The organism is Methylobacterium tarhaniae (genome assembly GCF_001043955.1).
GTDB lineage: Bacteria > Pseudomonadota > Alphaproteobacteria > Rhizobiales > Beijerinckiaceae > Methylobacterium > Methylobacterium tarhaniae.
The window spans coordinates 39,678-63,832 of sequence record NZ_LABZ01000134.1; the positions used below are offsets into that span (position 1 = coordinate 39,678).

Here is a 24,155-nt window from a genome sequence, read left to right on the forward strand (position 1 = left end):
TCGGGCTCTCTTGGCAGGCTCTCTTGCATGGCGTGAGAGGGGCCGGCCCGTAGGCCGGCCCGGTCGTTTCTGAGCCGCGCGATATCAGCCGCGACGGGCGAGCCAGGCCTCGATCTCGGCGATCATCGCCTCGCGGGCGCCCTCGTGGGTGACCGCCTCGATCGCCTCGCCGAGGAAGGCCTGGACCAGCAGGCTCTCGGCTTCGGCACGCGGCAGGCCGCGGGCCATCAGGTAGAACAGCAGGTCCTCGTCCGGCGCGCCGCAGGTGGCGCCGTGGCCGCAGGCCACGTCGTCGGCGAAGATCTCCAGCTCCGGCTTGTTCATCATCTGCCCCTCGTCCTTGAGGAGGAGACAGTCGGACTTCATCTTGCCGTCGGTCTTCTGGGCGACCTGACGGACGATGATCTTGCCCTGGAACACGCCGGTGGCGTCGCCGTCGATCACCGTCTTGAACTGCTCGCGGCTGATGCCGCCGAGGGCCGCGTGGTCGGCCAGCAGGGTCGAGTCGGCGAGCTGTCCGTCGCGGATCATCGCGGCGCCGTTGACGGTGGCGGTCGCGTCGTCGCCCGCGAAGTGCAGGTAGAGCTGGTGGCGCGACAGCACCGCCCCGGTCACCACGTTGACGGTCTCGATGTGAGAGCCGGCGCCGAGGCGGGCCGAGACGGTCGAGAGCGCGATGGCCGCATCGCCCTCGAGGTTGAGCCGGCTGTGGAGCACGCGGGCACGGTCGCCGACCACGACGTCGAGGACGTCGTTGGGCTGGTAGGCGACACCGTCCGGACCCTCGTGGCTCTCCAGCAGCGTCACCTCGGAGTCGTCGCCGGCCACGACCAGCACGCGGGTCGCGGTCGAGAATGCGGCGTCGCCGGTGCCGATGAAGCGCAGGTGCAGGGCCCGCTCGATCTTGGCGCCGGCCTCGACCCGGATCACCGCGCCGTCCGCCATGAAGGCGGCGTTGAGCTGGTAGATCGGGTTCTCGCGGGTTTGCTCAACCGGGGCGAGATGGTCGAGAAGCGGGTGGCCCTCGGCCATGGCCTTGGCGAAGGTCACCACCTCCAGGCCCTCGGGCAGGCCCGAGAGGTCGGAGAGCGCCGCGACCAGGTGGCCGTTGACGAAGGTCAGGCGCGCGGCCTCGATCCCGGCGAAGCCCCGGGCGGTCTTGACCGCGTTGCGGGCGGTCTCAGGCTCGGGCACCTCGGCCGGCGGCGCCGCTTCACGGACGGCGGCGCGCAGGTCGGTGTATTTGAACGCCTCGACGCGGCGATGCGGCAGGCCTGCCGCCTCGAAATAGCGGAACGCCTCCTCGCGAGCGATGGCCGCCCCCGGGAGCTTGAGCCGCTGGACCTCGAAGAGCTTCGACAGCCCGGTCTCGGCGGCGGTGCGGAGGGTCGTGACGTCGGCCATGGTTACGCGGCCTCGCTCGCCCGGTACTCGGCGTAGCCGGAGGCCTCGAGCTCGAGGGCGAGCTCCTTGCCGCCGGACTTCACCACCCGGCCCTGCGCCATCACGTGCACGGTGTCGGGCACGATGTGGTTGAGCAGGCGCTGGTAGTGGGTGATGACCAGGAAGCTGCGGTTCTCGGCGCGAAGCGCGTTCACGCCCTCCGAGACGATGCGCAGCGCATCGATGTCGAGGCCGGAATCGGTCTCGTCGAGGACGCAGAAGCGCGGCGACAGCAGCGCCATCTGCAGGATCTCCATGCGCTTCTTCTCGCCGCCGGAGAACCCGACATTGAGGGCGCGCTTGAGCATCTCGCGGTTGATCTCGAGCTTGTCGGCCGCCGCGAAGACCTGGCGCATGAAGTCGGGGGTGGTCAGCTCCTCCTCGCCGCGGGTCTTGCGCTGGGCGTTCATCGCCGCCTTGAGGAAGGTCATCGTGCCGACGCCCGGGATCTCCAGCGGGTACTGGAAGGCCAGGAAGATGCCGGCGGCGGCGCGGGCATCGGCCTCCATCTCCAGGATGTTCTCGCCGTCGAGCAGGATCTCGCCGTCGAGGACCTCGTAATCCTCCTTGCCGGCGATGACGTAGGACAGGGTCGACTTGCCGGAGCCGTTCGGGCCCATGATGGCGGCGACCTCGCCGTCGTTGACGGTCAGGCTCAGGCCGTTGAGGATGCGCTTGTCCTCGATGTTGACGACCAGGTTCTTGATTTCGAGCATGGTAAAGCAGTCCTGACGGGAGCGGCCGCCCGGGCGGCACGGCATCCGTTGCAATGAATCCAGAGCGTGGACGGCTTCCGGCGCCGAGCCGGAAGCCGGGAAGCGATCAGCCCACCGAGCCTTCCAGGCTGATCGAGATCAGCTTCTGGGCCTCGACGGCGAATTCCATCGGGAGCTGCTGCAGCACGTCGCGGACGAAGCCGTTGACGATGAGCGCGGTCGCCTCCTCCTCGGAAAGGCCGCGCTGCTGGCAGTAGAACTTCTGGTCCTCGGAGATCTTCGAGGTGGTGGCCTCGTGCTCGAACACCGCCGAGGCGTTCTTCGACTCGATGTAGGGCACGGTATGCGCCCCGCACTGGTCGCCGATCAGCAGAGAGTCGCAATTGGTGAAGTTGCGCGCGCCCTTGGCCTTCTTATGCGCCGAGACGAGACCACGATAGGTGTTCTGCGACCGGCCGGCCGAGATGCCCTTCGAGATGATCCGGCTCGTCGTGTTCTTGCCGAGATGGATCATCTTGGTGCCGGAATCGACCTGCTGCATGCCGTTCGACACCGCGATCGAGTAGAACTCGCCACGGGAATTGTCGCCGCGCAGGATGCAGGACGGGTACTTCCAGGTGATCGCCGAGCCGGTCTCGACCTGCGTCCACGAGATCTTCGAGTTCACGCCGCGGCAATCGCCGCGCTTGGTCACGAAGTTGTAGATGCCGCCGCGGCCTTCCGAGTCGCCCGGGTACCAGTTCTGCACCGTCGAGTACTTGATCTCGGCGTCGTCGAGGGCGACGAGCTCGACCACCGCGGCGTGGAGCTGGTTGTCGTCGCGCCGCGGGGCGGTGCAGCCCTCGAGATACGAGACGTAGGAGCCCTTGTCGGCGATGATCAGCGTGCGCTCGAACTGGCCGGTGTCACGCTCGTTGATGCGGAAGTAGGTCGACAGCTCCATCGGGCAGCGCACGCCCGGCGGGATGTAGACGAACGAGCCGTCGGAAAAGACCGCCGAGTTCAGGGTCGCAAAGTAGTTGTCGGTGACCGGAACCACCGAGCCGAGGTACTTCCGCACCAGCTCGGGATGCTCGCGCAGAGCCTCCGAGATCGGCATGAAGATGACGCCGGCCTTGGCGAGTTCCGCCTTGAAGGTGGTGGCGACCGACACCGAATCGAACACGGCGTCCACGGCGACGCGGCGCTCGGGGGCGATGCCCTCCAGTACCTCGACCTCGCGCAGCGGGATGCCGAGCTTCTCGTAGGTCTTCAGGATCTCGGGATCGATCTCGTCGAGCGACTGCGCCGCCTTGCGCTTCGGCGCGGCGTAATAGTACAGCTCGTCATAGTTGATCTTGTCGTACTCGACCCGTGCCCAGTTCGGCTCCTTCATCGTGAGCCAGCGGCGATAGGCGTCGAGGCGCCATTCGAGCATCCACTCCGGCTCGTCCTTCTTGGCCGAAATGAAGCGGATCACGTCCTCGGAGAGGCCCTTCTCGGACTTCTCCATCTCGATCGTGGTCTCGAACCCGTACTTGTACTGATCGACATCGATGGCGCGGACGCGATCGACCGTCTCCTGCACTGCAGGCATACCCGTCTCCTACCGCTTACGGCTTCAAGGGCCGCGAGGTGATGACACGGCCGGGGATGGGCCACATGCTCATGCGGCCCGCTCCCGGCGCTTATATAGGGACGAAATCAGCCGATCGAAGGCCGCGAGGAACCTTTCCCCGTCCTCTTCCCGGCTGTTCCAACCCAAGCTCACGCGCAACGCCCCCGCGGAGAGGGCCGGATCGACCCCCATCGCCGCGAGAACGCCGGAGCGCGAAACCTTCCCCGAGGCGCAGGCCGCCCCGGACGAGACCGCCACACCGTCGAGGTCGAGGGCGATCAGGGCCGTCTCGGCCTTGAGCCCCAGCACCGCGACGCACAGGGTGTTGGGCAGGCGCTCCGCGCCCTCCCCGAACACGACCGCCTCCGGCGCCCGCTCCCGGATGCCCGCCGCGATCGCGTCACGCAGGCTCCCGAGGCGGACGGCCTCCGCCGCCATGGCCGCCAGGGCCCGTTCCGCCGCGACACCGAACCCGACGATGCCCGGGACATTCTCGGTCCCGGCCCGCAGGCGCCCTTCCTGCCCGCCGCCGCGGAGGAAGGCCGGCTCCAGGGCCGCGCCCTCCCCGAGCACGATCGCCCCCACGCCCTTCGGCGCTCCAAGCTTGTGGCCCGACAGGGTCACGGCGTCGGCGCTGAATATATTGCGCCCAATTGAAATTCGTCCAGCGGCCTGGACCGCGTCGCTGTGGAACAGGGCGCCGTGCTGGCATGCCAGCGCCGCAACCCTCGCCAGGGGCTGGACCACCCCGGTCTCGTTGTTGGCCGCCTGGACCGACACGAGGGCGGTGACGCCACGATCGGCCAGCGCCGCCAGCCGCGCCTCCAGCACGTCGAGCCGCAGGCTCCCGTCGGCATCGACCGGCAGGATCTCGGCGGCCTCCGCCGCGAAGCGATGGCCTTGCAGGCAGCACGGATGCTCGGTCGCACCGATCAGGAGCCGGACCGGCGCCGGAAGGCCGCGCCGCGTCAGCGCGCCCGACAGGACCGCGTTCGCCGCCTCGGTGCCGCCGCTGGTGAACACCACCCGCGAGGGCGCCGCCCCGACGAGGGACGCGACCTTGGCCCGCGCCGCCTCGACGGCGGAGCGGGCAGCCCTGCCCTCGCGATGGACAGAGGAGGGATTGCCGGGCAATTCGACGAGCGCGCGCGCGACCGCCTCCGCCACCTCGGGCCGCACCGGCGAGGTCGCGTTGTGGTCGAGATAGGCGCGCGCGCGCTCCATGCGCTGAATTCCTTTGCCTTTCCCCCCGGGGGCCGTGCTAAGGCCCGCCCCGGATACGCGTAATCAGACGGTACGTGCTCGCCGGCGCGAGGCCCGATGCTGCGGCACCCGGTTCTTTAGAACGATTCTAGTCATCTAGAACAGTTCTAAGGGTGCTTTTATGGGAGACGGGACCCGAGTCAAGCTTCGGCCCCGGGCTCACCATCCGTTCCTGCGCCGCGCTCACGCACCGTTGAAGCTCGAAAGAGGTCGTTCATGCCCGAGGTCATCTTCGCCGGTCCCGCCGGTCGGCTGGAGGGGCGCTACCAGGCGCCGAAGCAGAAGGGCGCCCCGATCGCCATCGTGCTGCACCCGCACCCGCAATTCGGCGGCACGATGAACAACCAGATCGTCTACAACCTGTTCTACACGTTCGCGAATCGCGGCTTTGCGGCCCTGCGCTTCAACTTCCGGGGCGTGGGCCGCAGCCAGGGTTCGTTCGACCACGGCGTCGGCGAGCTGTCGGACGCGGCCGCCGCCCTCGACTGGGTCCAGGCGGTCAACCCGGAGGCCCGGGCCTGCTGGATCGCCGGCGTGTCGTTCGGCTCCTGGATCGGCATGCAGCTCCTGATGCGCCGCCCGGAGATCGAGGGCTTCATCTCGATCGCCGCGATGGCGAACCGCTACGATTTCAGCTTCCTCGCCCCCTGCCCGTCCTCGGGCCTGTTCGTGCACGGCTCCGAGGACCGGGTCGCGCCGGCCCGCGAGGTGATGCCGGTGATCGAGAAGGTGAAGACCCAGAAGGGCGTCATCATCGAGCACCAGATCGTCGAGGGCGCCAACCACTTCTTCGACGGCAAGGTCGACGAGCTGACCCAGACGGTCGACACCTACCTCGACAAGCGCCTCGGCAAGCGGGACGAGGCGGCCTGACCCCACGGCGCGCCGGCCCCGCGCCCCGCGCGGGCCGTCCGTGCCCTCGGAACGGGGCCGCGGGCGAGGCGGACACCACCGGAGGACAGCCGGGCGCCCGACTCCTCGGGCGCCTCATTCCTGCGGCTCGAACGTCATCGCCACCCCGTTCATGCAATAGCGCAAGCCGGTCGGGGCCGGGCCGTCATCGAAGACGTGGCCGAGATGGCCCTGGCACCGGGCGCAATGCACCTCCGTCCGGGTCATGAAGAACGAGCGGTCGGTCTGGGTCTCCACCGCCCCGTCGAGCGGCGCGTAGAAGCTCGGCCAGCCGGTGCCGGATTCGAACTTGGTGGCGGAGTCGAACAGCGGCTGGCCGCAACCGGCGCAGGCGAAGGTCCCGGTTCGTTTCTCGTGGTCGAGCGGGCTGGTGCCGGCCCGCTCGGTGCCGTGCTCGCGCAGCACGCGGTATTGCCGGGGCGTCAGGCTCCGGCGCCACTCCGCCTCGGTGCGGGTCTCGGCGGTGCCGGTGTCGTTCGCGGCCATCGGAGCCTCTCCTCGTCACGTCCGTGATCGTCGAGGCCCCAAGATGGTGGCGCACACCGCATCTCGCGAGACGCTGCGGCGGCGCTGCTCAGGCCGGCGCCCCGACCGTATCGGCCATCCGGGCGCGGCGCGCGCCCATCGGCACCTCCGGCCCGACGGTGGTGTCGCGGGCGGTCTGGTGCTCCAGCTCGGCATTGATCTCGCCGCCGAGCAGCACGATCGTGGACGAGATCCAGATCCAGGTCATGAAGCCGATCGCGGCGCCGAGCGAGCCGTAGGTCTCGTTGTAGCTGCCGAAATGGGCGACGTACCAGGAGAAGCCGATCGAGGCGACGAGCCAGACCACCCCGGCGGTGAGGCTGCCGGGCGTGACCCAGCGCCAGCGCGGCAGGTCGCGGCTCGGGCCGTAGCGGTAGAGGAGCGCCAGGGCGAGGAGCAGCACGGCGAGCAGCGCCGGCCAGCGCAGCAGCGCGATGTACCAGGCCGTCGGGCTGATCCGGATGCCGAAATATCCCAGGAAGTTCAGCGCCACCGGCAGCACCACGATGCAGCCGAGCGCCACGACGACGAAGACCAGGGCTCCCAGGGTGAAGGTGAGCGAGCGCAGGTTGAGCTGAAAGAAGCTGCGCTTCTCCTCCTCCTCGTAGACGATGTTGAGGGCGTCGAACATCGCCTTCATGCCGGCATTGGCGCTCCACAGCGAGATGGCGAGGCTGGTGAAGAAGGTGATGCCGAGCGTGGTGCCGCCCTTGGCGGTGATGCGCTTGACCTGGTCGCCGATGATCTCCAGCGCGCCGGAGGGCATCACGCCCTGGAGCAGGGAGAGGTGATCGTTGATGGTGCTCGGATCGGTGAACAGCCCGTAGAGCGAGACGAGCGCCGCCACCGCCGGGAAGAGGGCGAGCAGGGTATAGAAGGTGACGCCCGCGGCCACCGACAGCACCCGGTCCTTCTGGAATTCGAGGTAGACGCGGTAGAGCACGTCCTTCCAGCCCTTGGCCGGGATCTCGGTCGGCGTCTCGGCCTTGCGGCCGCGCTCGACCTCGGTGTCGGCGACCCACTGGGCCGGACGCCCGGAATACGACTTGGCGCCGCCGCCGAGGTGCCGGTTCGGATCGGGTGCGGCATCCATGACGCCGTCCGGCCGCCGCGCCGTGACGAGGCGGACCAGGGCGAGACCGAGGAAGACGGTCCACAGGGTCGAGGTCACGCCGGACGGGGCGGGACCGGAGCGGGGTTCGGGCGGCATCACGGCACCGGATCAGGAGGATCGCATCGGACCCACAAGCGTGGGCGCTCGGGATCACAACGTCGCGTCGCAGGGGACGTTCCAGCTTCGGTAAAATGCCGGCAGGTCAATGGGTTGACCCAACGCGATCAGGCCGCCGCGCTGCCGCCCGGCAGGCTGCGGATCAGCTCGGCGAAGCGGTCGCCCTGCACCAGCACGTGGGCGTGCAGGCGCGCGCCCGCCAGCGCCTCGTCCCCGGCCAGGATCGCCTCCACCGCGCCCTCGTGCTCGGCGAGCGACTGGCGCAGCCGGTTGCGGGCCCGGAGCTGGACGCGCCGGAACGGCGCCAGGCGGCGGCTCAGGCCCTGGGCCTGCTCGCACAGGAAGCCGTTGCGCGAAGCCCGGTAGATCACCGCGTGGAAGACGGCGTTCTCGGCGTAATAGGCCTCGGTATCGCCCGCCGCCGCCGCCGCCCGGCAGGCCGCCAGGGCGGTGACGAGATCGCCCTGGTGCTCGTCGGTCAGCCGGCGGGCGGCGAGGCGGCCGCAGGCGGCCTCCAGCTCCGCCATGGTCTCGAACATCTCGATCAGCCGGGCCGGCTCCGGGGTGCTCACCACCGCGCCGCGGCGCGGCTTGACCTCGATCAGGCCGGTGACGGCGAGTTGCAGCAGCGCCTCGCGGATCGGCGTGCGCGACACTCCGAACCGGGCGGCGAGCTGGACCTCGTCGAGCCGGTCGCCGGGGCGCAGCACGCCGTCCACGATCTCGTCCTCGATCGTCTGTCGCAGCCGCTGGGCGTGACTCATGGCGCGTGACTCATGGCGCGTGGCTCATGGCGTATCCCGGCTTCCACCGAGAAGAGTATGCACCTTGGTTGACAAAATATACAAGATCGGGGTCTTCTGAGTGCAGAATGCGGCAGGCTTCAACCTGCCCGGGCGTCAAGCCGACCCGCACCATCCGGAGCCGACGGGCTCCCCCCAGAGGAAACGCCATGGCCCTCACTCGCCGCTCCCTCGTGGCCGCCGGCCTCGCCGCCCCCGCCCTGGTCGGCCTCGGTCGCGCCGCGCAGGCCGCCACGACCCTGAAGCTCTCGCACCAGTTCCCGGGCGGCACGATCGACGAGGGCGACTTCCGCGACCGGATGTGCCGGAAGTTCGCGGCCGCGGTGAAGGAGCGCTCCAAAGGCGCGCTGGAGGTCCAGGTCTATCCCGGCTCGTCGCTGATGAAGACGAACGCGCAGTTCAGCGCGATGCGCAAGGGCGCGCTCGACATGAGCCTCTACCCGCTGCCCTATGCGGGCGGCGAGGTGCCGGAGACCAATATCGGGCTGATGCCGGCTTTGGTGACCTCCTACCAGCAGGCGATGGCCTGGAAGGCGGCGCCGGTCGGCCGCAAGCTCACCGAGATCCTGCTGTCGAAGAACATCGTCATGGTCTCCTGGGTCTGGCAGGCGGGGGGCGTGGCCAGCCGCGACCGCCCGCTGGTGCGGCCGGAGGATGCCAAGGGCCTGAAGGTCCGCGGCGGCTCGCGCGAGATGGACCTGATGATGAAGGCGGCCGGTGCGGCCACCCTCAGCCTGCCCTCCAACGAATCCTACGCCGCGATGCAGACCGGCGCCTGCGACGCGGTCATCACCTCCTCCACCAGCCTGATCTCGTTCCGGCTGGAGGAATTGTCGAAATCCCTCACCTCGGGCCGGGGCCGCTCGTACTGGTTCATGCTCGAGCCGATCATGATGTCGAAGACGATCTTCGACGGCCTGCCGAAGGACCACCGCGACCTGATCATGGCGGTCGGCGCCGAGCTCGAATCCTTCGGCCAGGAGGGCGCGCAAGCCGACGACACCCGGGTCGAGCAGATCTTCGGGAAGGCCGGCGCCAAGGTCGAGAACCTCGACGAGGCGACGCTCAACCGCTGGCGCGACATCGCCCGCGACTCGGCCTGGAAGGATTATGCGGCGAAGTCGTCCACCTGCGCCGAGATGCTGAAGCTCGCGGAGGCGGTCGCGTGAGCCACGCCTTCGATGCGGCCTCCGCCGCCGCCGAACCGGAGCGCGCGACCGCGCGGCCCCGGCTGCCCGGCCCCCTCGCGGCGATCGACGCCGCGATGGGCGGCCTCAACCGGCTGATCCTGCTCCTCGGCGGCGTCGCGCTCGTGGCCGCCTGCCTGGTGCTGAGCTACAGCGTCGTCGTCCGCTACTTCCTGAAGATCCCGACCGAGTGGCAGGACGAGACGGCGGTGTTCCTCATCGTCGGCGCCACCTTCCTGTCGGCGGCGGGCGTCCAGGCAAGGCGCGGCCACGTCGCCATCGAGGCGCTGACCGGCCTGCTGCCGCCGCGGGCGAACCGCCTGCGCCTGCTCTTCGCCGACGTGGTCAGCCTCGCCTTCGTGGCCTTCTTCGCCTGGAAGAGCTGGACCCTGCTGCACGAGGCCTGGGTCGACGGCCAGATCTCGCAATCGACCTGGGGCCCGCCGCTCTGGATCCCCTACTCGCTGATGGCCGTCGGCATGACGCTGCTTTCCTTGCAGTTCATGCTCCAGATCGCCGAGGCGGTGGCCCGCGGACCGGACGCCGCCGGCTTCGCCGATCCGAAGATCGGGCTCGGCGCCGACCTCGAGCGCGCCAAGAAGCACGACAGGAAGGGATCCTCCCGATGAGCACCGCGATCATCGGCACCCTCTATGCGGGGGCCACCCTGGGCGCGATGCTCGCCGGCATCCCGATCGCCTTCGCGCTCGGCGCGGTGGCCCTCGTCTTCATGCTGGCCTTCATGCCCGGCGCCTCCCTCGATACGGTGGCGCAGAACGTCTACGAGGAGATGGCCTCGATCACGCTGCTGTCGATCCCGCTCTTCATCCTGAAGGGCGCGGCGATCGGCCGGTCGAAGGCGGGCCAGGACCTCTACTCGGCGATGCATGCCTGGATGCACAAGATCCCCGGGGGTCTCGGCATCGCCAACGTCTTCGCCTGCGCGCTCTTCGCCGCCATGGCGGGGTCGAGCCCGGCGACCTGCTCGGCGATCGGCTCGGCCGGCATCCCGGAAATGCGCCGGCGCGGCTATTCGGGCGGGTTCGCCGCCGGCATCATCGCGGCGGGCGGCACGCTCGGCATCCTGCTGCCGCCCTCGATCACCATGATCCTCTACGCGGTGGCGGCCGAGCAGTCGCTCGGGCGGCTCTTCCTCGCCGGCATCGGCCCGGGGCTGCTCCTGGTCCTGCTCTTCGCGGCCTACGCCGCCTGGCGCTTCCGGCGCGAATTCGCCATGGCGCGGGCGGCCTACGTCACCGGCGGCGCCGAGCACCCGATCCTGGCCGAGGACCGCTACTCGATGGCGGAGCGCTTCTCGACCCTGCCGCGGGTGCTGCCCTTCGTGGTGCTGCTCACCGGCGTGATGGTGGCGCTCTACGGCGGCTACGCCACGCCCTCCGAAACGGCGGGCCTCGGCGGCCTTCTGGCCCTCGCGTTGATCGCGGCGATCTACGGCGTCTGGCGGGCCCGGGACGTGAGCCCGATCCTGATCGCGACCTTGCGCGAATCCACCATGCTGATGCTGATCATCGGCATGTCGCTGCTCTACGCCTACGTGATGAGCTACCTCCACATCTCGCAGGCCGCCGCGGCCGCGATCGTGGCGATGCATCTCTCGCCCTGGCTGCTGCTGCTCACCATCCTGCTCCTGGTGGTGGGCCTCGGCTTCTTCCTGCCGCCGGTCTCGATCATCCTGATGACCGCGCCGATCATCCTGCCGCCTTTGCGCGAGGCAGGATTCGACCTGGTCTGGTTCGGCGTCGTGATGACGATCACCATGGAGATGGGGCTGATCCACCCGCCGGTCGGCCTCAACATCTTCGTCATCAAGAACATCGCCCCGGACATCCCGCTCTCCGAGATCATCTGGGGCACCCTGCCCTTCGTGATCCTGATGGGGATCGCGATCCTGGTCCTCTGCGTCGCCCCCGGCATCGCCCTTTGGCTGCCGGATCTCCTCTTGCCCTCGACCAAGTAGAGGCGCCACCATGCGAGAGGCAACACGCGGCGCCGCGCGGATGCGGCGCCTCTCCCTCCTCTCCGCGTCCCCCGCGGAGCCCGATCCTCCCAAGAGCGGCGCCGGCCCCGACCGACGGGGACGGCCCGGACGTGATGAGAGCGAAATGGCGGCGATCTCGTTCCTCGGCGACCTCCTCCAGAGCATCTCGGACCGGGGCCGCGGGCTGATCGCCTTCGGTCGCGGCGACCTCGCCAAGGCGAGCGTCGCCGACGTGGTCAAGCTCTGCGAGGACCTGATCTCGCGGCGCGGCGAGGCCTCGGGCGTGGCGCTGGCCCGCATCATCCTCGACCGCTACGAGAGCTTCGGCCGCGACGACCGCCACGACTTCCTGCGCCGCATCGCCCTCGATTTCGGGGCCGACCACGCGGCGGTGGAGGGCGCCATCGCGGCCTACGCCAAGACGCCGTCGCGCGCCGCCCTCGGCCGCTTGCACGAGGCGGCCGAGCCCCGCTCGCAGGAGTTGATCCGCCGCCTCAACCTCGCCCGCGACGGCACGATCGCCCTGGTGCGGATGCGCGAGGACCTGTTTTCGTTGCGCGACGCCGCCCGCAAGGCCGACAAGCCGGATCCGGCCCTGGCGGAAGCCGTCGAGAGCCTCGATTCCGATTTCGAGCACCTGTTCGCGTCGTGGTTCAACCGCGGCTTCCTGGTGCTGCGCCGGATCGACTGGACCACCCCGGCCCACATCCTCGAAAAGATCATCCGCTACGAGGCGGTGCACGCGATCTCGGGATGGGACGACCTGCGCCGGCGCATCGAGCCGCCGGACCGGCGCTGCTTCGCCTTCTTCCACCCGGCGCTCCTCGACGAGCCCTTGATCTTCGTCGAGGTGGCGCTGACCACCGGCATCGCCGCGGCGATCGCCCCGATCCTGGCCCATGACCGCCAGCCGACCGCGACCCGCGAGGCGACGACCGCCATCTTCTACTCGATCTCGAACTGCCAGAAGGGCCTGGCCGGCATCACCTTCGGCAATTTCCTGATCAAGCAGGTGGTCGAGGACCTCTGCCGCGAGATGCCGGCGCTGAAGACCTTCGTGACCCTGTCGCCGGTGCCGGGCTTCCGCACCTGGCTCGACCGCGAGCGCCGGTCCGATGCGCCGCAGGGCCTGACCCGCGAGGACGTCGAGACCCTGCGCCTCCTCGACCAGCCCGACTGGCATGCCGACAAGACCAAGGCCGAGGCGGTGAAGAAGGCCCTGTTGCCGGCCGCCGCCTACTACTTCCTGCGGGCGAAGACCGCCCGCGGCAAGCCGGTCGACCCGGTGGCGCGCTTCCACCTCGGCAACGGTGCCCGGCTCGAGCGCCTGAACTTCCTCGGCGACGTCTCGCCGAAGGGTCTGTCCCAGGGCTACGGGCTGATGGTGAACTACCTCTACGACCTCGGCGCGATCGAGAAGAACCACGAGACCTACGCCAATCTCGGCACCGTCTCGGCCTCGCTCGCGGTCAACCGCGAGTTGCGCCAGAACCTGCCGCCGGCGCGCGCGGTGGCGCTGGCGGAGGCGTGAGTATCCACCTCTCCCCGCGGGCGGGGAGAGGGCCGTGTCGCCGTTCAGGGGACACGGCGAGGCGGCGCATCGATCCCGCAGGGATCGACCCGAGGGTGAGGGGGAGTTGCCGGATGTGGCTCCTCCGGAAACATCCCCTCAACCCTCGCCCTTCGGGCTTGCTGCATCCCCTGGACGGGGACGCAGCCCTCTCCCCGCCCGCGGGGAGAGGAGACCTGGCTTGGTGTTTGCCCGCACCGGCTACACCGCCTCTCCCCGCCCGCGGGGAGAGGAGACACCCGCATTCTTCGAGTGGACGGCGTGGCCGTCATCTCGCCGATGACTGAAGAGTCTCCCCCATGTCCAACCACTTCTTCGACATCGTCCGCTCCCGCCTCCCCGCCGATCCTTCGGCGAAGCCGTTCCTCGAAACCCCCGAGGGCCTGCGCTGGAGCTATGCCGACCTGATCGCCGAATCCGGCCGCTACGCCGCCGCCCTCGTCGGCCTCGGGGTCGCGCCCGGCGACCGCGTGGCGGTGCAGGTCGAGAAGAGCCCGGCGGTGATCGCGCTCTATCTCGGCTGCGTGCGGGCGGGCGCGGTCTTCCTGCCGCTCAATACCGGCTACACGCCCGCCGAGATCGCCTACTTCCTCGGCGATGCCGAGCCGGCCCTGTTCGTCTGCGATCCGGGGAAGCTCGACGCGCTCAAGCCCGTGGCGGAGGCGGCGAGCGTCAAACAGGTCGGCACCCTCGACGCGAAGGGCGAGGGCACGATGGCGGCGGAGGCCGCGGGCCAGACCGGCGACTTCGCCGACATGCCCCGCAGCGCCGACGACCTCGCGGCCATCCTCTACACCTCGGGCACCACCGGGCGCTCGAAGGGCGCGATGCTCACCCACGACAACCTGTCGTCGAACGCCCTCACCCTGGTCGAGTACTGGCGCTTCACCGACCAGGACGTGCTGATCCACGCCCTGCCGGTGTTCCACACCCACGGCCTGTTCGTCGCCACCAACACGGTGCTGATGTCGGGTGCGGCGATGATCTTCCTGCCGAAGCTCGATCCGCCGCTGATCCTGTCGCTGATGGGCCGGGCCACCGCGCTGATGGGCGTGCCGACCTTCTACACCCGCCTGCTCAAGGAGCCGGGCCTGACCCGCGAGGCGACCGCCGGCATGCGCCTGTTCGTCTCCGGCTCGGCGCCCTTGCTCGCCGAGACCCATCGCGAATGGCACGAGAGGACCGGCCACCCGATCCTCGAGCGGTACGGCATGACCGAGACCAACATGAGCACGTCGAACCCCTATGACGGCGACCGGGTCGCCGGCACGGTCGGGTTCCCGCTGCCCGGGGTCTCGCTGCGGGTGGTCGATCCGGAGACCGGCCGGGCGATGGCCACCGACCAGGTCGGGATGATCGAGGTGCGCGGCCCCAACGTGTTCAAGGGCTACTGGCGCATGCCGGAGAAGACCGCCGCCGAGTTCAAGGCCGACGGCTTCTTCATCACCGGCGACCTCGGCAAGGTCGACGAGCGCGGCTACGTCCACATCGTCGGCCGCGGCAAGGACCTGATCATCACCGGCGGCTTCAACGTCTATCCGAAGGAAGTCGAGACCGAGATCGACGGGCTGCCCGGCGTGCTCGAATCGGCGGTGATCGGTGTGCCGCACCCGGATTTCGGCGAGGGCGTCACCGCCGTGGTGGTGCCCCGCGGATCGGAGGCGCCGAGCGAGGCGGCGATCCTGTCGGCCCTCGAAGGGCGGCTCGCCAAGTTCAAGCTGCCCAAGCGCGTCATCATCGCGGACGAACTGCCCCGCAACACCATGGGCAAGGTGCAGAAGAACCTGCTGCGCGAGACGCATAAGGGGTTGTACGGGGGCTGAGCAGAGCCCCCTGATTCACCGGAGACCTGAACCCCTCCGTGTCATCCCGGGGCCGCGCAGCGGAGCCCGGGATCCATAACCGCTGACGATACCGAATGATACGGGACGGTCTCCGCCTCGTACTTCGACATCAGCGGTTATGGATCCCGGGCTCTCGCCAGGGCTCGCTCCGGGATGACGGAGAGGTTCGATGACGTCCCGGGTGGGAAGAGCCGGAGGAATCAGGCAGACAGGTGTGGGCGGCACCGGCCGCCGCCCGGAGGACTGCCATGACCGCCCGCTTCGCCCTGGTCGACGTGTTCCACGACGGTCCGTTCACCGGCAACCCGCTCGCCGTGGTGAGCGGCGCCGACCTCGACACGGCCACGATGCAGGCGATGGCCCGCTGGTTCAACCTGTCGGAGACGGCGTTCCTGCTCCCGCCGACGCATCCGGAGGCCGATTACCGGGTGCGCATCTTCACCCTGGCGCACGAACTGCCCTTCGCCGGCCATCCGACGCTCGGGGCCTGCCACGCCTGGCTCGCGCTCGGCGGCACGCCGCGCCAGGCGGGACGCATCGTGCAGGAATGCGGCGCCGGCCTCGTGCCGATCCGGCAGAACGGGGACCGCCTCGCCTTCGCGGCACCGCCGCTCCTGCGCGAGGGGCCGGTGGAGGAGGCGACGCTGCGCGACCTCCTGGCGGTGCTGCGGGTCGACCGCGAGAGGATCGTCGAGGCGCGCTGGGCCGATAACGGCCCCGGCTGGGTCGGGGTGATGCTGGCTTCGGCCGACGAGGTGCTGGCGGTCGAGCCGATCCGACGGCACGAGGGCCGGATCGATATCGGCCTCGTCGGGGCCCACGCCCCGGGCGGCGACGTGGCCTGGGAGATCCGCACCCTGTTCAGCGACGGCGCAGGCGCCCTCGTCGAGGATCCGGTGACCGGCAGCTTCAACGCGGCGGTCGCCGGCTGGCTGCGCGAGACCGGCCGCGCCACCGGCCCTTACGTCGCCGCGCAAGGAACACGGCTCGGCCGCCGCGGCCAGATCTTCGTCGATTACGACGGCGCCGACTGGATCGGCGGGCGCACCCTCACGGTGGCGGAGGGCACACTCCCCGTCGATCTCGCGTCACGACAGGCTCAATTCGCGTAGGTGAAGACGCCGTCGCGCCAGACGTAGAGCACGTAGCCGGGGGCGGTCACGTCGCCCTTCTGGTCGAAGCCCACATTGCCGAGCACCAGGTTGAAGCGCTCCGCATGCAAAGTCTCGGCGATGGGCTTCGGGTCGGTGGACTTGGCGAAGTTGCCGGCCTCGACCAGCGCCTGGAGCGCGGCGTAGCCGTAGAGGGTGAAGCCGGCGGGGTCGATCCCGTCGGCCTGCAGCGCCTTCACGGCGGCGGCGGCCTCGGGCTTGCGGCGCAGGTCCGGGTTGAAGGTCATCAGCACGCCGTCGCTCGCCGGGCCGGCCAGCACGCCGAATTCCCGGGTGGCGATGCCGGAGGTGCCGAACCATTGCGGGCGGTAGCCGGCTTCCGCCGCCTTGCGCACCAGCTTGCCCATCTCCTGGTAGTGGCCGCCGTAATAGACCACCTCGATCCCCGCCCCCTGCAGGCGCTTGATGAGGGCCGCGTCGTCGGTCTGGCCCGGCACGATGGCGGCGAACAGGGTCTCGTTCTGACCGATCTTGTTCAGGTTGGCCTTGGTCGATTCGGCGAGGTTCCGCGACAGGGGCGTGTCGTCGTAGAGGATCGCGATCTTCTTGTCGCGAAACCGCTCGGCCAGGATCGTGGCCGAGAGCCGGCCCTGGTCGTCCTCTCGTCCCGAGACCCGGAAGATGGTCGGCAGGCCGCGATCGGTCAGGCGCGCGGCGTTGGAGGCCGGGCTGATCATCACGGCGCCGGCCGCCGCGTAGACGTCGGAGGCGGCGAGCGAGGCGCTGGAGCAGACATGGCCGATCACCAGCCGCACGCCGGCGCGCACGAAGCGCTCGGCCACCGCCATCGCCTGGCCCGGGTCGCAGGCGTCGTCCTGCACGTCGAGCACGATCGGCTCGCCGGCGATGCCCCCGCGGGCATTGGCATCCCGGACGGCGGCCTGGACGCCCTGGAGCACCTGCTCGCCGATGCCGGCGACCGCGCCGGTGCGCGGGACCGCGACCCCGATGGTCACGTCGGCGCGGGCAGCCCCCGCCCCGTACAGCAGCGCTCCGATCGCCAGCCACAGGGCGGCGACGGCCCTGGTGCGCGTCATCCTCGGCGCTCCCGCATGGTTCGAACCACTCCGACCTCCGGCCTCGATCGTCCGGCCGCTTAGCACGGCCGTTGCTCCCTGTCCGTGCGGACCTGCGGGAGCGCCCGCTCTATCGGGCGCGAGCCCGCAGGGGCGCAAGGGGGCCGCGGCGCGTCAGGGTGCTGCGGCGATGATAGCACGGACGCTCCCGCTGGAACGCCCATCCGACGCCGGATATTGACGGATTCATGACCGGCGTAGCGTCGGCGCGCGATCATTCGGAGGACGAGAGCGATGAGGCAGGCCGACGCGATCCGGGTCGCGGTGCTCGACGACTACCAGGGCGTGGCCGCGGGGCTGGCCGATTGGGCCGGCCTCGGCCCGGAGATCGCGGTGGACTTCCTCCGCGAGCCCGTCCCGCGGGCAGAGGCCGCGACGCGCCTCGCGCCCTATAGCGTGCTCTGCCTGATGCGCGAGCGCATGCCCCTCGACGCGGAGCTGATCGCCGCCCTGCCCGCCCTGAAGCTCGTGGTCTTCACCGGCGGCCGCAACCCGTCCGTCGACGTCGCGGCGCTGACCGCCCGCGGCGTCACCGTCTGCAACACCCGCAACGGCGAGGGCGGCATCGCCACTGCGGAACTGACCGTCGCGCTGATGCTGGCCTGCGTCCGTCACCTGCCCCGGGAATTCGCCAACATGGCGGGCGGGCGCTGGCAGGAGAGCTTGGGCGAGGGCCTGGAGGGGCGCACCCTCGGACTCGTCGGCCTGGGACGCATCGGCGCCCGGGTGGCGGCGGTCGGCCGGGCGCTCGGCATGCGGGTGACGGCCTGGAGCCCGAACCTCACGCCCGAGCGGGCGGAGGCCGGCGGCGCGGAACTCGTCACGCGCGACGCGCTGTTCTCGGAGAGCGACGTCGTCAGCCTGCACATGGTGCTGGCGCCCTCGACCCGCGGCATCGTCGGGCAGGCCGAGATCGCCCGGATGCGCAAGGGCGCCATCCTGATCAACACCTCGCGCGGCCCGCTGATCGACGAGGCGGCCCTGGTGGCGGCCTTGGGCCAAGGCCGGATCCGGGCGGGGCTCGACGTGTTCGACCGCGAGCCCCTGCCCGCCGACCATCCCCTGCGCGGCCTGCCCGGCACCGTGCTGACGCCGCATCTCGGCTACGTCACGCAGAGCACGTTCCGGATGTTCTACGAGGATACCGTCGAGGCGATCGCGGCCTGGCGGACGGGCAGTCCGGTGCGGGTGGTGACGGCCTGAAGGAGGGGCGGGCGCCGCGGCGCCCGCCTGCCGTCAGCGGACGCCCGCGTAGACCGAGGCGCCGGCCGAGACCGGCGCGGTGATGGTCGAGAACACGCCGAGCACCTTCTGGACCTCGGTGAAGGGCGCGTTCGAGACGTAGACGAGGTCGCGGTTGCGCATCCGGAACGCCTGGGAGACGAACAGGCTGTTGGGATCGCGCATGTTGATCCGGTAGACCACCGGCACGAAGTTCGCCGAGAGCAGCGGGCTGTTAGGGCGCAGCCGGCGCACCACCGAGGACGGCTCGAACCGGAACAGGAACACGCCGGCCGGGTCGGCCTGCAGGTCCGCCAGGCCGCGGGCCTTGGCCAGCGCCTGGGCGAGGGTGATGCCCTCGGCCGCGAACGGGATCTCGGCCTGGGCGCCGAGCGCGCCGACGGCCAGGAAGGTCTGGGGGTCGCGCACCAGGGTCAGGGTGTCACCCGGGCGCAGGAAGATGTTCTCGCGCGGGTTGGAGACGACGGCCGTGAGCGGCACCGTCGCGGTGGTGGGGCCGCGGGAGAGCCGCACGAAGGTCTCGCTCACCGGGGCGCGCACGCCGCCGGCTCCCGCCACCACGTCGAGCAGCCGGTCGCCCTTGGTGGAGAGCGGCACGCGGGCGCCCGCCGTCACCTCGCCGGTCACCGTCACGGCGGTGCTGGTCGGCTGCACCACGGTGACGATCACCTGCGGCTCGATGGCCTTGCCGGCGAGCTCCTGCTCGATCTGGGCCTGCACGTCCTGGACGCGCTTGCCCGCCACCTGGATGCGGCCGGCATACGGCACGGTGATCGACCCGTCGCGGGTGACGACCTGCGGCGGGATGGTGGCCGATTTCGAGCCGGAGGAGAACCGGTCGATCGACAGGGAGCCGGAGAAGAGGCCGCCGGTGCTGGCCTCGTAGATGGTCACCGCCACGGTGTCGCCGACGCCGATCACCGGCTCGACGGAGGGGCGGCGGTCGCCGAAGGAGGCGAGCAGGCTGTCGAGGGGGCGGCCGCGCAGGGCCTCGACCACGGCGGCGTCGACGTCGATGATCTCGTAGCGGGCGAGCAGGCCCTGGTCGGTCGCCACGTCGGCGCCCGACGCGACCGCGCTCGCCGTCGGGCCGGACGCGGGCAGGAAGCTGGAGCAGCCCGAGACCGCGAGCGCGGTGCATAGGGCGATCGGGAGTGCACGCATCAGCGAGTTTGCTCGTCCTTACCTTGAGAGTGGTCCCTAGCCTGAGTCGAGGGCCGCTGTCCGTGGCCCTCGTGTCACAGTGCCGCCGGGAGCCCTCCCCTGGCGCCGCCTTCCCCGTTAGACACAGGCCCGGGAGACCGGCGGGTGGCCTTCGTCGTGTCGTAGAAGCACGACAAGGTTTACCAAATTGCGGCGTTCGGACAGGCGTGACACGGATGACAGGGCAACGATGACCACACAGATCGGCTTCACGCCGCCGGAGGCGGCGCCACAGGGCGGCGAGCCCGTGCGGCGGCGCCACGTCGTCTACCTGCCGGGCTACGACCCCGAATCGAACAAGCGCTACCGGGCGCTGTTCGCCCGGGAGTTCGCCCGCTACGCCAAGCGCTTCGACCTCGGCTCACGGACGGTCACCCGGGCCGAGACCCGGCCCGACGGCCTGGTGCAGACCTGGACCGTCGAGGCCGGGCAGCCCGGCCTGGAGACCCGCACCACCTACGACGTGCTGCTGTGGGACGACCTCGTGCGGGCGGATTTTCGAAGGCCGCTGCTCGCCTCGATGGGGCTCCTCACCGCCGGCATCCTGCACACCTTCGCGACCGGCAAGCTGTTCCGGCTCTACGCGCTGAACTGGAAGTACGGCAACGTCATCCTCTACCCCTTCGGCATGACGGTGATCCTGGCCGCCCTGGCGGCCCTGCTCGGCACCGGTGTCGCCCACCTCATCGCCGGCTGGCTGCCGGGTCTCGCCGCCGGGGCGATCGGGGCGATCGCCGCCATCGGCCTCGTTCTCGCCGCCATCCCGCTCCTCGACCGCATCTTTCTGCGCCAGCTCATCAACGACTGGGTGTTCAACTGGCAGCACAGCATTGGCCGGCGCCGGGATTACGAGGCCCGCCTGAGCCTGTTCGCGGACCATGTCGCAGGCGTGTGCCGGACGGGCGAGGTGGACGAGGTGCTGATCGTCGGCCATTCCTCGGGCGCGCTCACCGCCGTGGAGGTCGCCGCCCGGGTGCTGGAGCGCGGTCTGCCGGCGGGGCCGCGCCTCTCGCTCCTCACGCTCGGGTCCGGGCTGCCCCTCGTGGCGATCCATCGGCGGGCGCAGCAGACGCGGGCCGACGTGATGCGGCTCGTGGGCAGCGACCGGCTGGTCTGGGTCGATTACCAGGCGCCGCAGGACTGGATGAACTTCCCGGGCTTCAACCCCGCCCGCGACCTCGGCCTGACGCCCGAGGGCCCGGTGCGCAACCCGCTGATCCGCTCGACGAAGTTCCGCGAGATCATCGTCCCGGACGTGTACCGGCGGATCTCGTTCCGGCCGTTCCGGATGCACTTCCAGTTCCTGATGGCCAACGACCTGCCGGGCGAGTACGACTTCTTCGCCCTGACGCTGGGACCGCAAGCCCTGCGCGACCGGGTGATGAACCCGCGGATCGTCCCCCTGCGGCCCGAGGCCGCCCCCGAGCCGGTGCCGGTGCACCGGGAGATCTGATCCTGAGATCCGTGGAGGCCGGCCCCATGCCCCTTTCCCTCGCGCCCATTTCCCTGGTGGTCACCGATGTCGACGGCACCCTCGTCACCGGCGACAAGCGGCTGACGGCACGGGCGATCCGCGCCGTCGCCGCCCTGCAGACCCGCGGCATCGCCTTCACGGTGGCGTCGAGCCGGCCGCCGATCGGCCTGCGCCCGCTCGTCGACCCGCTCGGCCTCGCCCTGCCGATGGGCGCCTTCAACGGCTCGACGGTGGTGCGGCCCGACCTCTCCCTCGTCGACGAGACGCTGATCCCGGAAGCCGCGGCGCGAACAGCCGCCGCGCGGTTCGCCGCCGAGGGCATCGACCTCTGGGTCTTCGCGGAGGGGGCCTGGCTCGTCATCGATCCCGACGGCCCCTATACCGACCTCGAGCGCCGCACCCTCCAGGCCGGCCCCCGCGTGGTGGACGACCTCACGCCCCATCTCGCCCGCGCGGCGAAGCTCGTCGGCGTCTCCCGCGACCACGCCCACCTCGCCGCCCTCGAACCCCGTCTGGCCGCCGAGATCGGCGACGGCGCCGCGGTCCACCGCTCGCAGGCCTACTATCTCGACGTCACCCCGCCCCATGTCGACAAGGGCCACTTCGTGGCGCGCGTCGCCGGAGAACTGGGCATCCCGCTTGGCCAAGTGGCGGTGCTGGGCGACATGGCCAACGACACGGCGATGTTCTCTCGCGCCGGCCTGTCGATCGCGATGGGGAATGCGAGCGATGCGGTGAAGCGGGCGGCGACCCGGGTGACGGGGACGAACGAGGCGGACGGCTTCGCGGAGGCGATCGAGCGGTACGTGCTCGGCTGAGCGGATTTCGCAAGAGTGGCCGCCGGTCTTGCGACAAAGATCTGCGACAACCAAGAACCTGCGCCGCCATAGCGTTGGCTTGCACGGTGCACGACACGGCAGGCCGTGCTGGTGCGGGAGCGACGGCTACCGCGCAACCTGCTGTGTCGTGTCCTGTTCTGGCCTGCCAACACCAGTCTGCTCAGGCGGCCATTCTGTGGCGGCGCCGCGAGAGCGGTCAGGCCAGCGCCGCATCCACCTCCCGCCCCCGCCCCAGGCCCCGCATCAGCTCGGCGAGGTGCGGCCGGACCCGGAGCTGCTCCGCATGCAGGCGGCGCACGGCCTCGGTGAGGCTGCCGTCATAGCCCAGGGCCTCGTCCGCGAAGGCGATCAGGCGGGCATTGGGCCAGGCCTTTTCGCGTAAGGAGTGGACCTTGGCGACGACGGCCTGCGCATCGAGATCCGGATGGGCCTGGCCGAGCAGCATCGTCATCGCGGCGGTGGAGCGGGAGATGCCGGCATGGCAGTGGATCAGGAGATGGGTCTTGCGCCGGGCGGTCTCGGCCGCCAGCTCCTCGCCGAAGCGCAGGATCGCCTCGACGTCCCGGCGCTCGGGCAGGATCTGGCCCTCGGTCGGCGCGATGATGTCGTGGAAGCGCAACGTGGTGCGGTGATGCGCGTCGTAGGTGCCGAAGGCCTCGGGCTCGGGCCAGGCCGGATCGAGGATCGACAGCACGTGGGTGACGCCCCGGGTCGAGTGGTGGCCCAGCTCCTCGAGGCCGCAGACCGTGTGCAGGGAGATCGGTTCGGGCTTCACGGTCGGATCGCGCTCCGGCGAGAGGCGGGGCGCGGGGCGCCGCCGCGGGATGACGGGAGGAATTAGCACAGGGCCCGACAGCGCACGAGGGCGTCACCCTGCGGCAGGGCGCGCGGGCCCCGGTGCGCTTTCGTGCAAAGCGCGCTAGGTCTCTCCCAAGCCGGGGCGAATCCGCCGCGTGACCAGTCCTCGGATGGGAAGAGCATGAAGCGTCGCGACATCCTGACGGCCGGCATCGGCCTCGCCGGCAGCGCCGCCCTGGCGGCCCCGGCCGTGGCGCAGGGCGCGCCCGAGCTGCGCTGGCGGCTGCAATCGGCGTTCCCGCGCAACCTCGACGCGCTCTACGGCGCCGCCGAGCTGTTTTCCCGCCTCGTCGCCGAGGCGACGGACAACCGCTTCCAGATCGAGGTCGCGGCGGCGCCCGCCGGCGAATCGTCTGCGCTCCTCGACGCGGTCGGGGCCGGCACCCTGGAGATGGCCTATTCGGCGGCCTATTACGAGGTCGGCCGCGACCCGACCTACGCGCTGGCCACCGCGATCCCCTTCGGCCTCAACGCCCGCCAGCAGAACGCCTGGATGCTCCAGGGCGGGGCGCTGGACCTGTTCAACGAGATCTTCGCCAAGAACAAGCTCTACGCCCTGCCCGGCGGCAATACCGGCACGCAGATGGGCGGCTGGTTCCGTCGCGAGGTGAAGTCCGTCGCCGACCTCCAGGGCCTGCGCTTCCGCATCGCCGGCCTCGGTGCGCAGGTCCTCGCCAAGCTCGGGGTCGCGACCCAGACGATGCCGGGCGCCGACCTCTACGCGGCGCTCGAGGCCAAGACCCTCGACGCCGCCGAGTGGATCGGCCCCTACGACGACGAGAAGCTCGGCCTCAACAAGGTGGCGCCGTTCTACTACTATCCGGGTTTCTGGGAGGGCGGCTCCATGCTGCACTTCTGGTTCAACGCGCAGAAATGGGCCGAGCTGCCGAAGGCCTACCGGGCGATCGCGCAAGCCGCGGCGGCGAGCGTCAACGGCGACCTGCAGGCCAAGTACGACGCGCGCAACCCGGCCGCCCTGCGCCGGCTGGTCGGCGGCGGCGCCCAGCTCCGCCCCTTCCCCCAGGAAGTGATGGAGGCCGCCCTCAAGGCCGCGAACGAGATCTATGCCGATCTCGGCGCCAAGAACCCGGACTTCAAGCGCATCTACGACGCGCTGAAAACCTTCCGCAACGAGGAATACCTCTGGTTCCAGGTCGCCGAGTATACCTACGACAACTTCATGATCCGGGCCCGGGCCCGG

At 70.3% G+C, this 24,155-nt stretch carries 21 protein-coding genes; 11 read left to right on the forward strand and 10 right to left on the reverse strand.

From position 1 onward, the window contains the following. Nucleotides 1-84: 84 nt before the first annotated feature. The 4 genes from sufD to VQ03_RS19195 all read right to left on the reverse strand — a co-directional run bounded on the left by sufD (nt 85) and on the right by VQ03_RS19195 (nt 4,980). Complete coding sequence (gene sufD, locus VQ03_RS19180) at nt 85-1,404, reverse strand: Fe-S cluster assembly protein SufD (protein ID WP_048452499.1); 1,320 nt, start codon at nt 1,402-1,404, stop codon at nt 85-87. Between the two features lie 2 nt (nt 1,405-1,406). After that, nucleotides 1,407-2,159, reverse strand: coding sequence for a Fe-S cluster assembly ATPase SufC (sufC, locus tag VQ03_RS19185; RefSeq protein ID WP_048452500.1), 753 nt, complete (start codon nt 2,157-2,159; stop codon nt 1,407-1,409). A gap of 106 nt (nt 2,160-2,265) precedes the next feature. Then, complete coding sequence (gene sufB / locus VQ03_RS19190; RefSeq protein WP_048452501.1) at nt 2,266-3,735, reverse strand: Fe-S cluster assembly protein SufB; 1,470 nt, start codon at nt 3,733-3,735, stop codon at nt 2,266-2,268. A gap of 69 nt (nt 3,736-3,804) precedes the next feature. Then, entirely contained in the window at nt 3,805-4,980 is a 1,176-nt protein-coding gene (locus tag VQ03_RS19195) for a cysteine desulfurase family protein (RefSeq protein ID WP_048452502.1), read from the reverse strand. Nucleotides 4,981-5,235: 255 nt separating this feature from the next. Here VQ03_RS19195 and VQ03_RS19200 point away from each other — a divergent pair, with 255 nt between their 5' ends. Beyond that, the gene (locus VQ03_RS19200) at nt 5,236-5,892 is read left to right on the forward strand and encodes an alpha/beta hydrolase (protein WP_048436017.1); all 657 of its coding nucleotides are present in this window, start codon (nt 5,236-5,238) and stop codon (nt 5,890-5,892) included. A gap of 114 nt (nt 5,893-6,006) precedes the next feature. Here VQ03_RS19200 and msrB read toward each other — a convergent pair whose 3' ends face one another. The 3 genes from msrB to VQ03_RS19215 form a co-directional block, all read right to left on the reverse strand. Continuing rightward, nucleotides 6,007-6,417, reverse strand: coding sequence for a peptide-methionine (R)-S-oxide reductase MsrB (msrB, locus tag VQ03_RS19205; protein WP_048452503.1), 411 nt, complete (start codon nt 6,415-6,417; stop codon nt 6,007-6,009). An 88-nt stretch (nt 6,418-6,505) separates the two neighbouring features. Further along, nucleotides 6,506-7,666, reverse strand: coding sequence for a YihY/virulence factor BrkB family protein (locus VQ03_RS19210; RefSeq protein WP_048452504.1), 1,161 nt, complete (start codon nt 7,664-7,666; stop codon nt 6,506-6,508). 128 nt (nt 7,667-7,794) lie between these two features. After that, a complete protein-coding gene (locus tag VQ03_RS19215; RefSeq protein WP_048452505.1) occupies nt 7,795-8,451 on the reverse strand; it encodes a GntR family transcriptional regulator in 657 nt (218 codons plus the stop codon). Between the two features lie 188 nt (nt 8,452-8,639). Here VQ03_RS19215 and dctP point away from each other — a divergent pair, with 188 nt between their 5' ends. From dctP to VQ03_RS19245, 6 genes are all read left to right on the forward strand, one after another. Further along, complete coding sequence (gene dctP / locus VQ03_RS19220) at nt 8,640-9,659, forward strand: TRAP transporter substrate-binding protein DctP (RefSeq protein WP_048452506.1); 1,020 nt, start codon at nt 8,640-8,642, stop codon at nt 9,657-9,659. Beyond that, nucleotides 9,656-10,306 carry a TRAP transporter small permease gene (locus VQ03_RS19225; RefSeq protein WP_048452507.1) on the forward strand — a complete coding sequence of 217 codons (651 nt, stop codon included), beginning with the start codon at nt 9,656-9,658 and terminating at the stop codon, nt 10,304-10,306. Before dctP ends, VQ03_RS19225 begins: the two co-directional genes overlap by 4 nt. Further along, a complete protein-coding gene (locus tag VQ03_RS19230) occupies nt 10,303-11,655 on the forward strand; it encodes a TRAP transporter large permease (RefSeq protein WP_048452508.1) in 1,353 nt (450 codons plus the stop codon). The genes VQ03_RS19225 and VQ03_RS19230 overlap by 4 nt, the downstream gene beginning before the upstream one ends. A 145-nt stretch (nt 11,656-11,800) precedes the next feature. Then, complete coding sequence (locus VQ03_RS19235; protein ID WP_048452509.1) at nt 11,801-13,207, forward strand: malonyl-CoA decarboxylase; 1,407 nt, start codon at nt 11,801-11,803, stop codon at nt 13,205-13,207. Nucleotides 13,208-13,545: 338 nt separating this feature from the next. Continuing rightward, nucleotides 13,546-15,069 (forward strand): malonate--CoA ligase, encoded by a 1,524-nt coding sequence (locus tag VQ03_RS19240; RefSeq protein WP_048452510.1) that lies wholly within the window; start codon nt 13,546-13,548, stop codon nt 15,067-15,069. A 269-nt stretch (nt 15,070-15,338) separates the two neighbouring features. Then, on the forward strand, nt 15,339-16,202 hold the full coding sequence (locus tag VQ03_RS19245) for a PhzF family phenazine biosynthesis protein (RefSeq protein ID WP_048452511.1): 864 nt from the start codon (nt 15,339-15,341) through the stop codon (nt 16,200-16,202). Here the strand turns inward: VQ03_RS19245 and VQ03_RS19250 are convergent. Then, on the reverse strand, nt 16,190-17,299 hold the full coding sequence (locus tag VQ03_RS19250) for a branched-chain amino acid ABC transporter substrate-binding protein (RefSeq protein WP_048452512.1): 1,110 nt from the start codon (nt 17,297-17,299) through the stop codon (nt 16,190-16,192). The genes VQ03_RS19245 and VQ03_RS19250 overlap by 13 nt on opposite strands. A gap of 273 nt (nt 17,300-17,572) precedes the next feature. Between VQ03_RS19250 and VQ03_RS19255 the strand changes: the two genes are divergently transcribed. Next, nucleotides 17,573-18,541: a D-2-hydroxyacid dehydrogenase family protein gene (locus tag VQ03_RS19255; RefSeq protein WP_048452513.1), complete on the forward strand. Its 969-nt coding sequence runs from the start codon at nt 17,573-17,575 to the stop codon at nt 18,539-18,541. A gap of 33 nt (nt 18,542-18,574) precedes the next feature. On the opposite strand, the gene VQ03_RS19260 is transcribed toward VQ03_RS19255, so the two are convergent. After that, entirely contained in the window at nt 18,575-19,744 is a 1,170-nt protein-coding gene (locus VQ03_RS19260) for a polysaccharide biosynthesis/export family protein (RefSeq protein WP_048452514.1), read from the reverse strand. A gap of 229 nt (nt 19,745-19,973) precedes the next feature. Between VQ03_RS19260 and VQ03_RS19265 the strand changes: the two genes are divergently transcribed. Then, nucleotides 19,974-21,236 carry a hypothetical protein gene (locus tag VQ03_RS19265; RefSeq protein WP_048452515.1) on the forward strand — a complete coding sequence of 421 codons (1,263 nt, stop codon included), beginning with the start codon at nt 19,974-19,976 and terminating at the stop codon, nt 21,234-21,236. A gap of 26 nt (nt 21,237-21,262) precedes the next feature. Continuing rightward, nucleotides 21,263-22,075 carry a Cof-type HAD-IIB family hydrolase gene (locus VQ03_RS19270; RefSeq protein WP_048452516.1) on the forward strand — a complete coding sequence of 271 codons (813 nt, stop codon included), beginning with the start codon at nt 21,263-21,265 and terminating at the stop codon, nt 22,073-22,075. Nucleotides 22,076-22,292: 217 nt separating this feature from the next. On the opposite strand, the gene VQ03_RS19275 is transcribed toward VQ03_RS19270, so the two are convergent. Continuing rightward, complete coding sequence (locus VQ03_RS19275; protein ID WP_048452517.1) at nt 22,293-22,871, reverse strand: tyrosine phosphatase family protein; 579 nt, start codon at nt 22,869-22,871, stop codon at nt 22,293-22,295. Between the two features lie 204 nt (nt 22,872-23,075). On the opposite strand from VQ03_RS19275, the gene VQ03_RS19280 reads away from it, so the two are divergent. After that, nucleotides 23,076-24,155 (forward strand): TRAP transporter substrate-binding protein (locus VQ03_RS19280; RefSeq protein WP_048452518.1); only part of this gene is annotated, 1,080 nt, incomplete at its 3' end.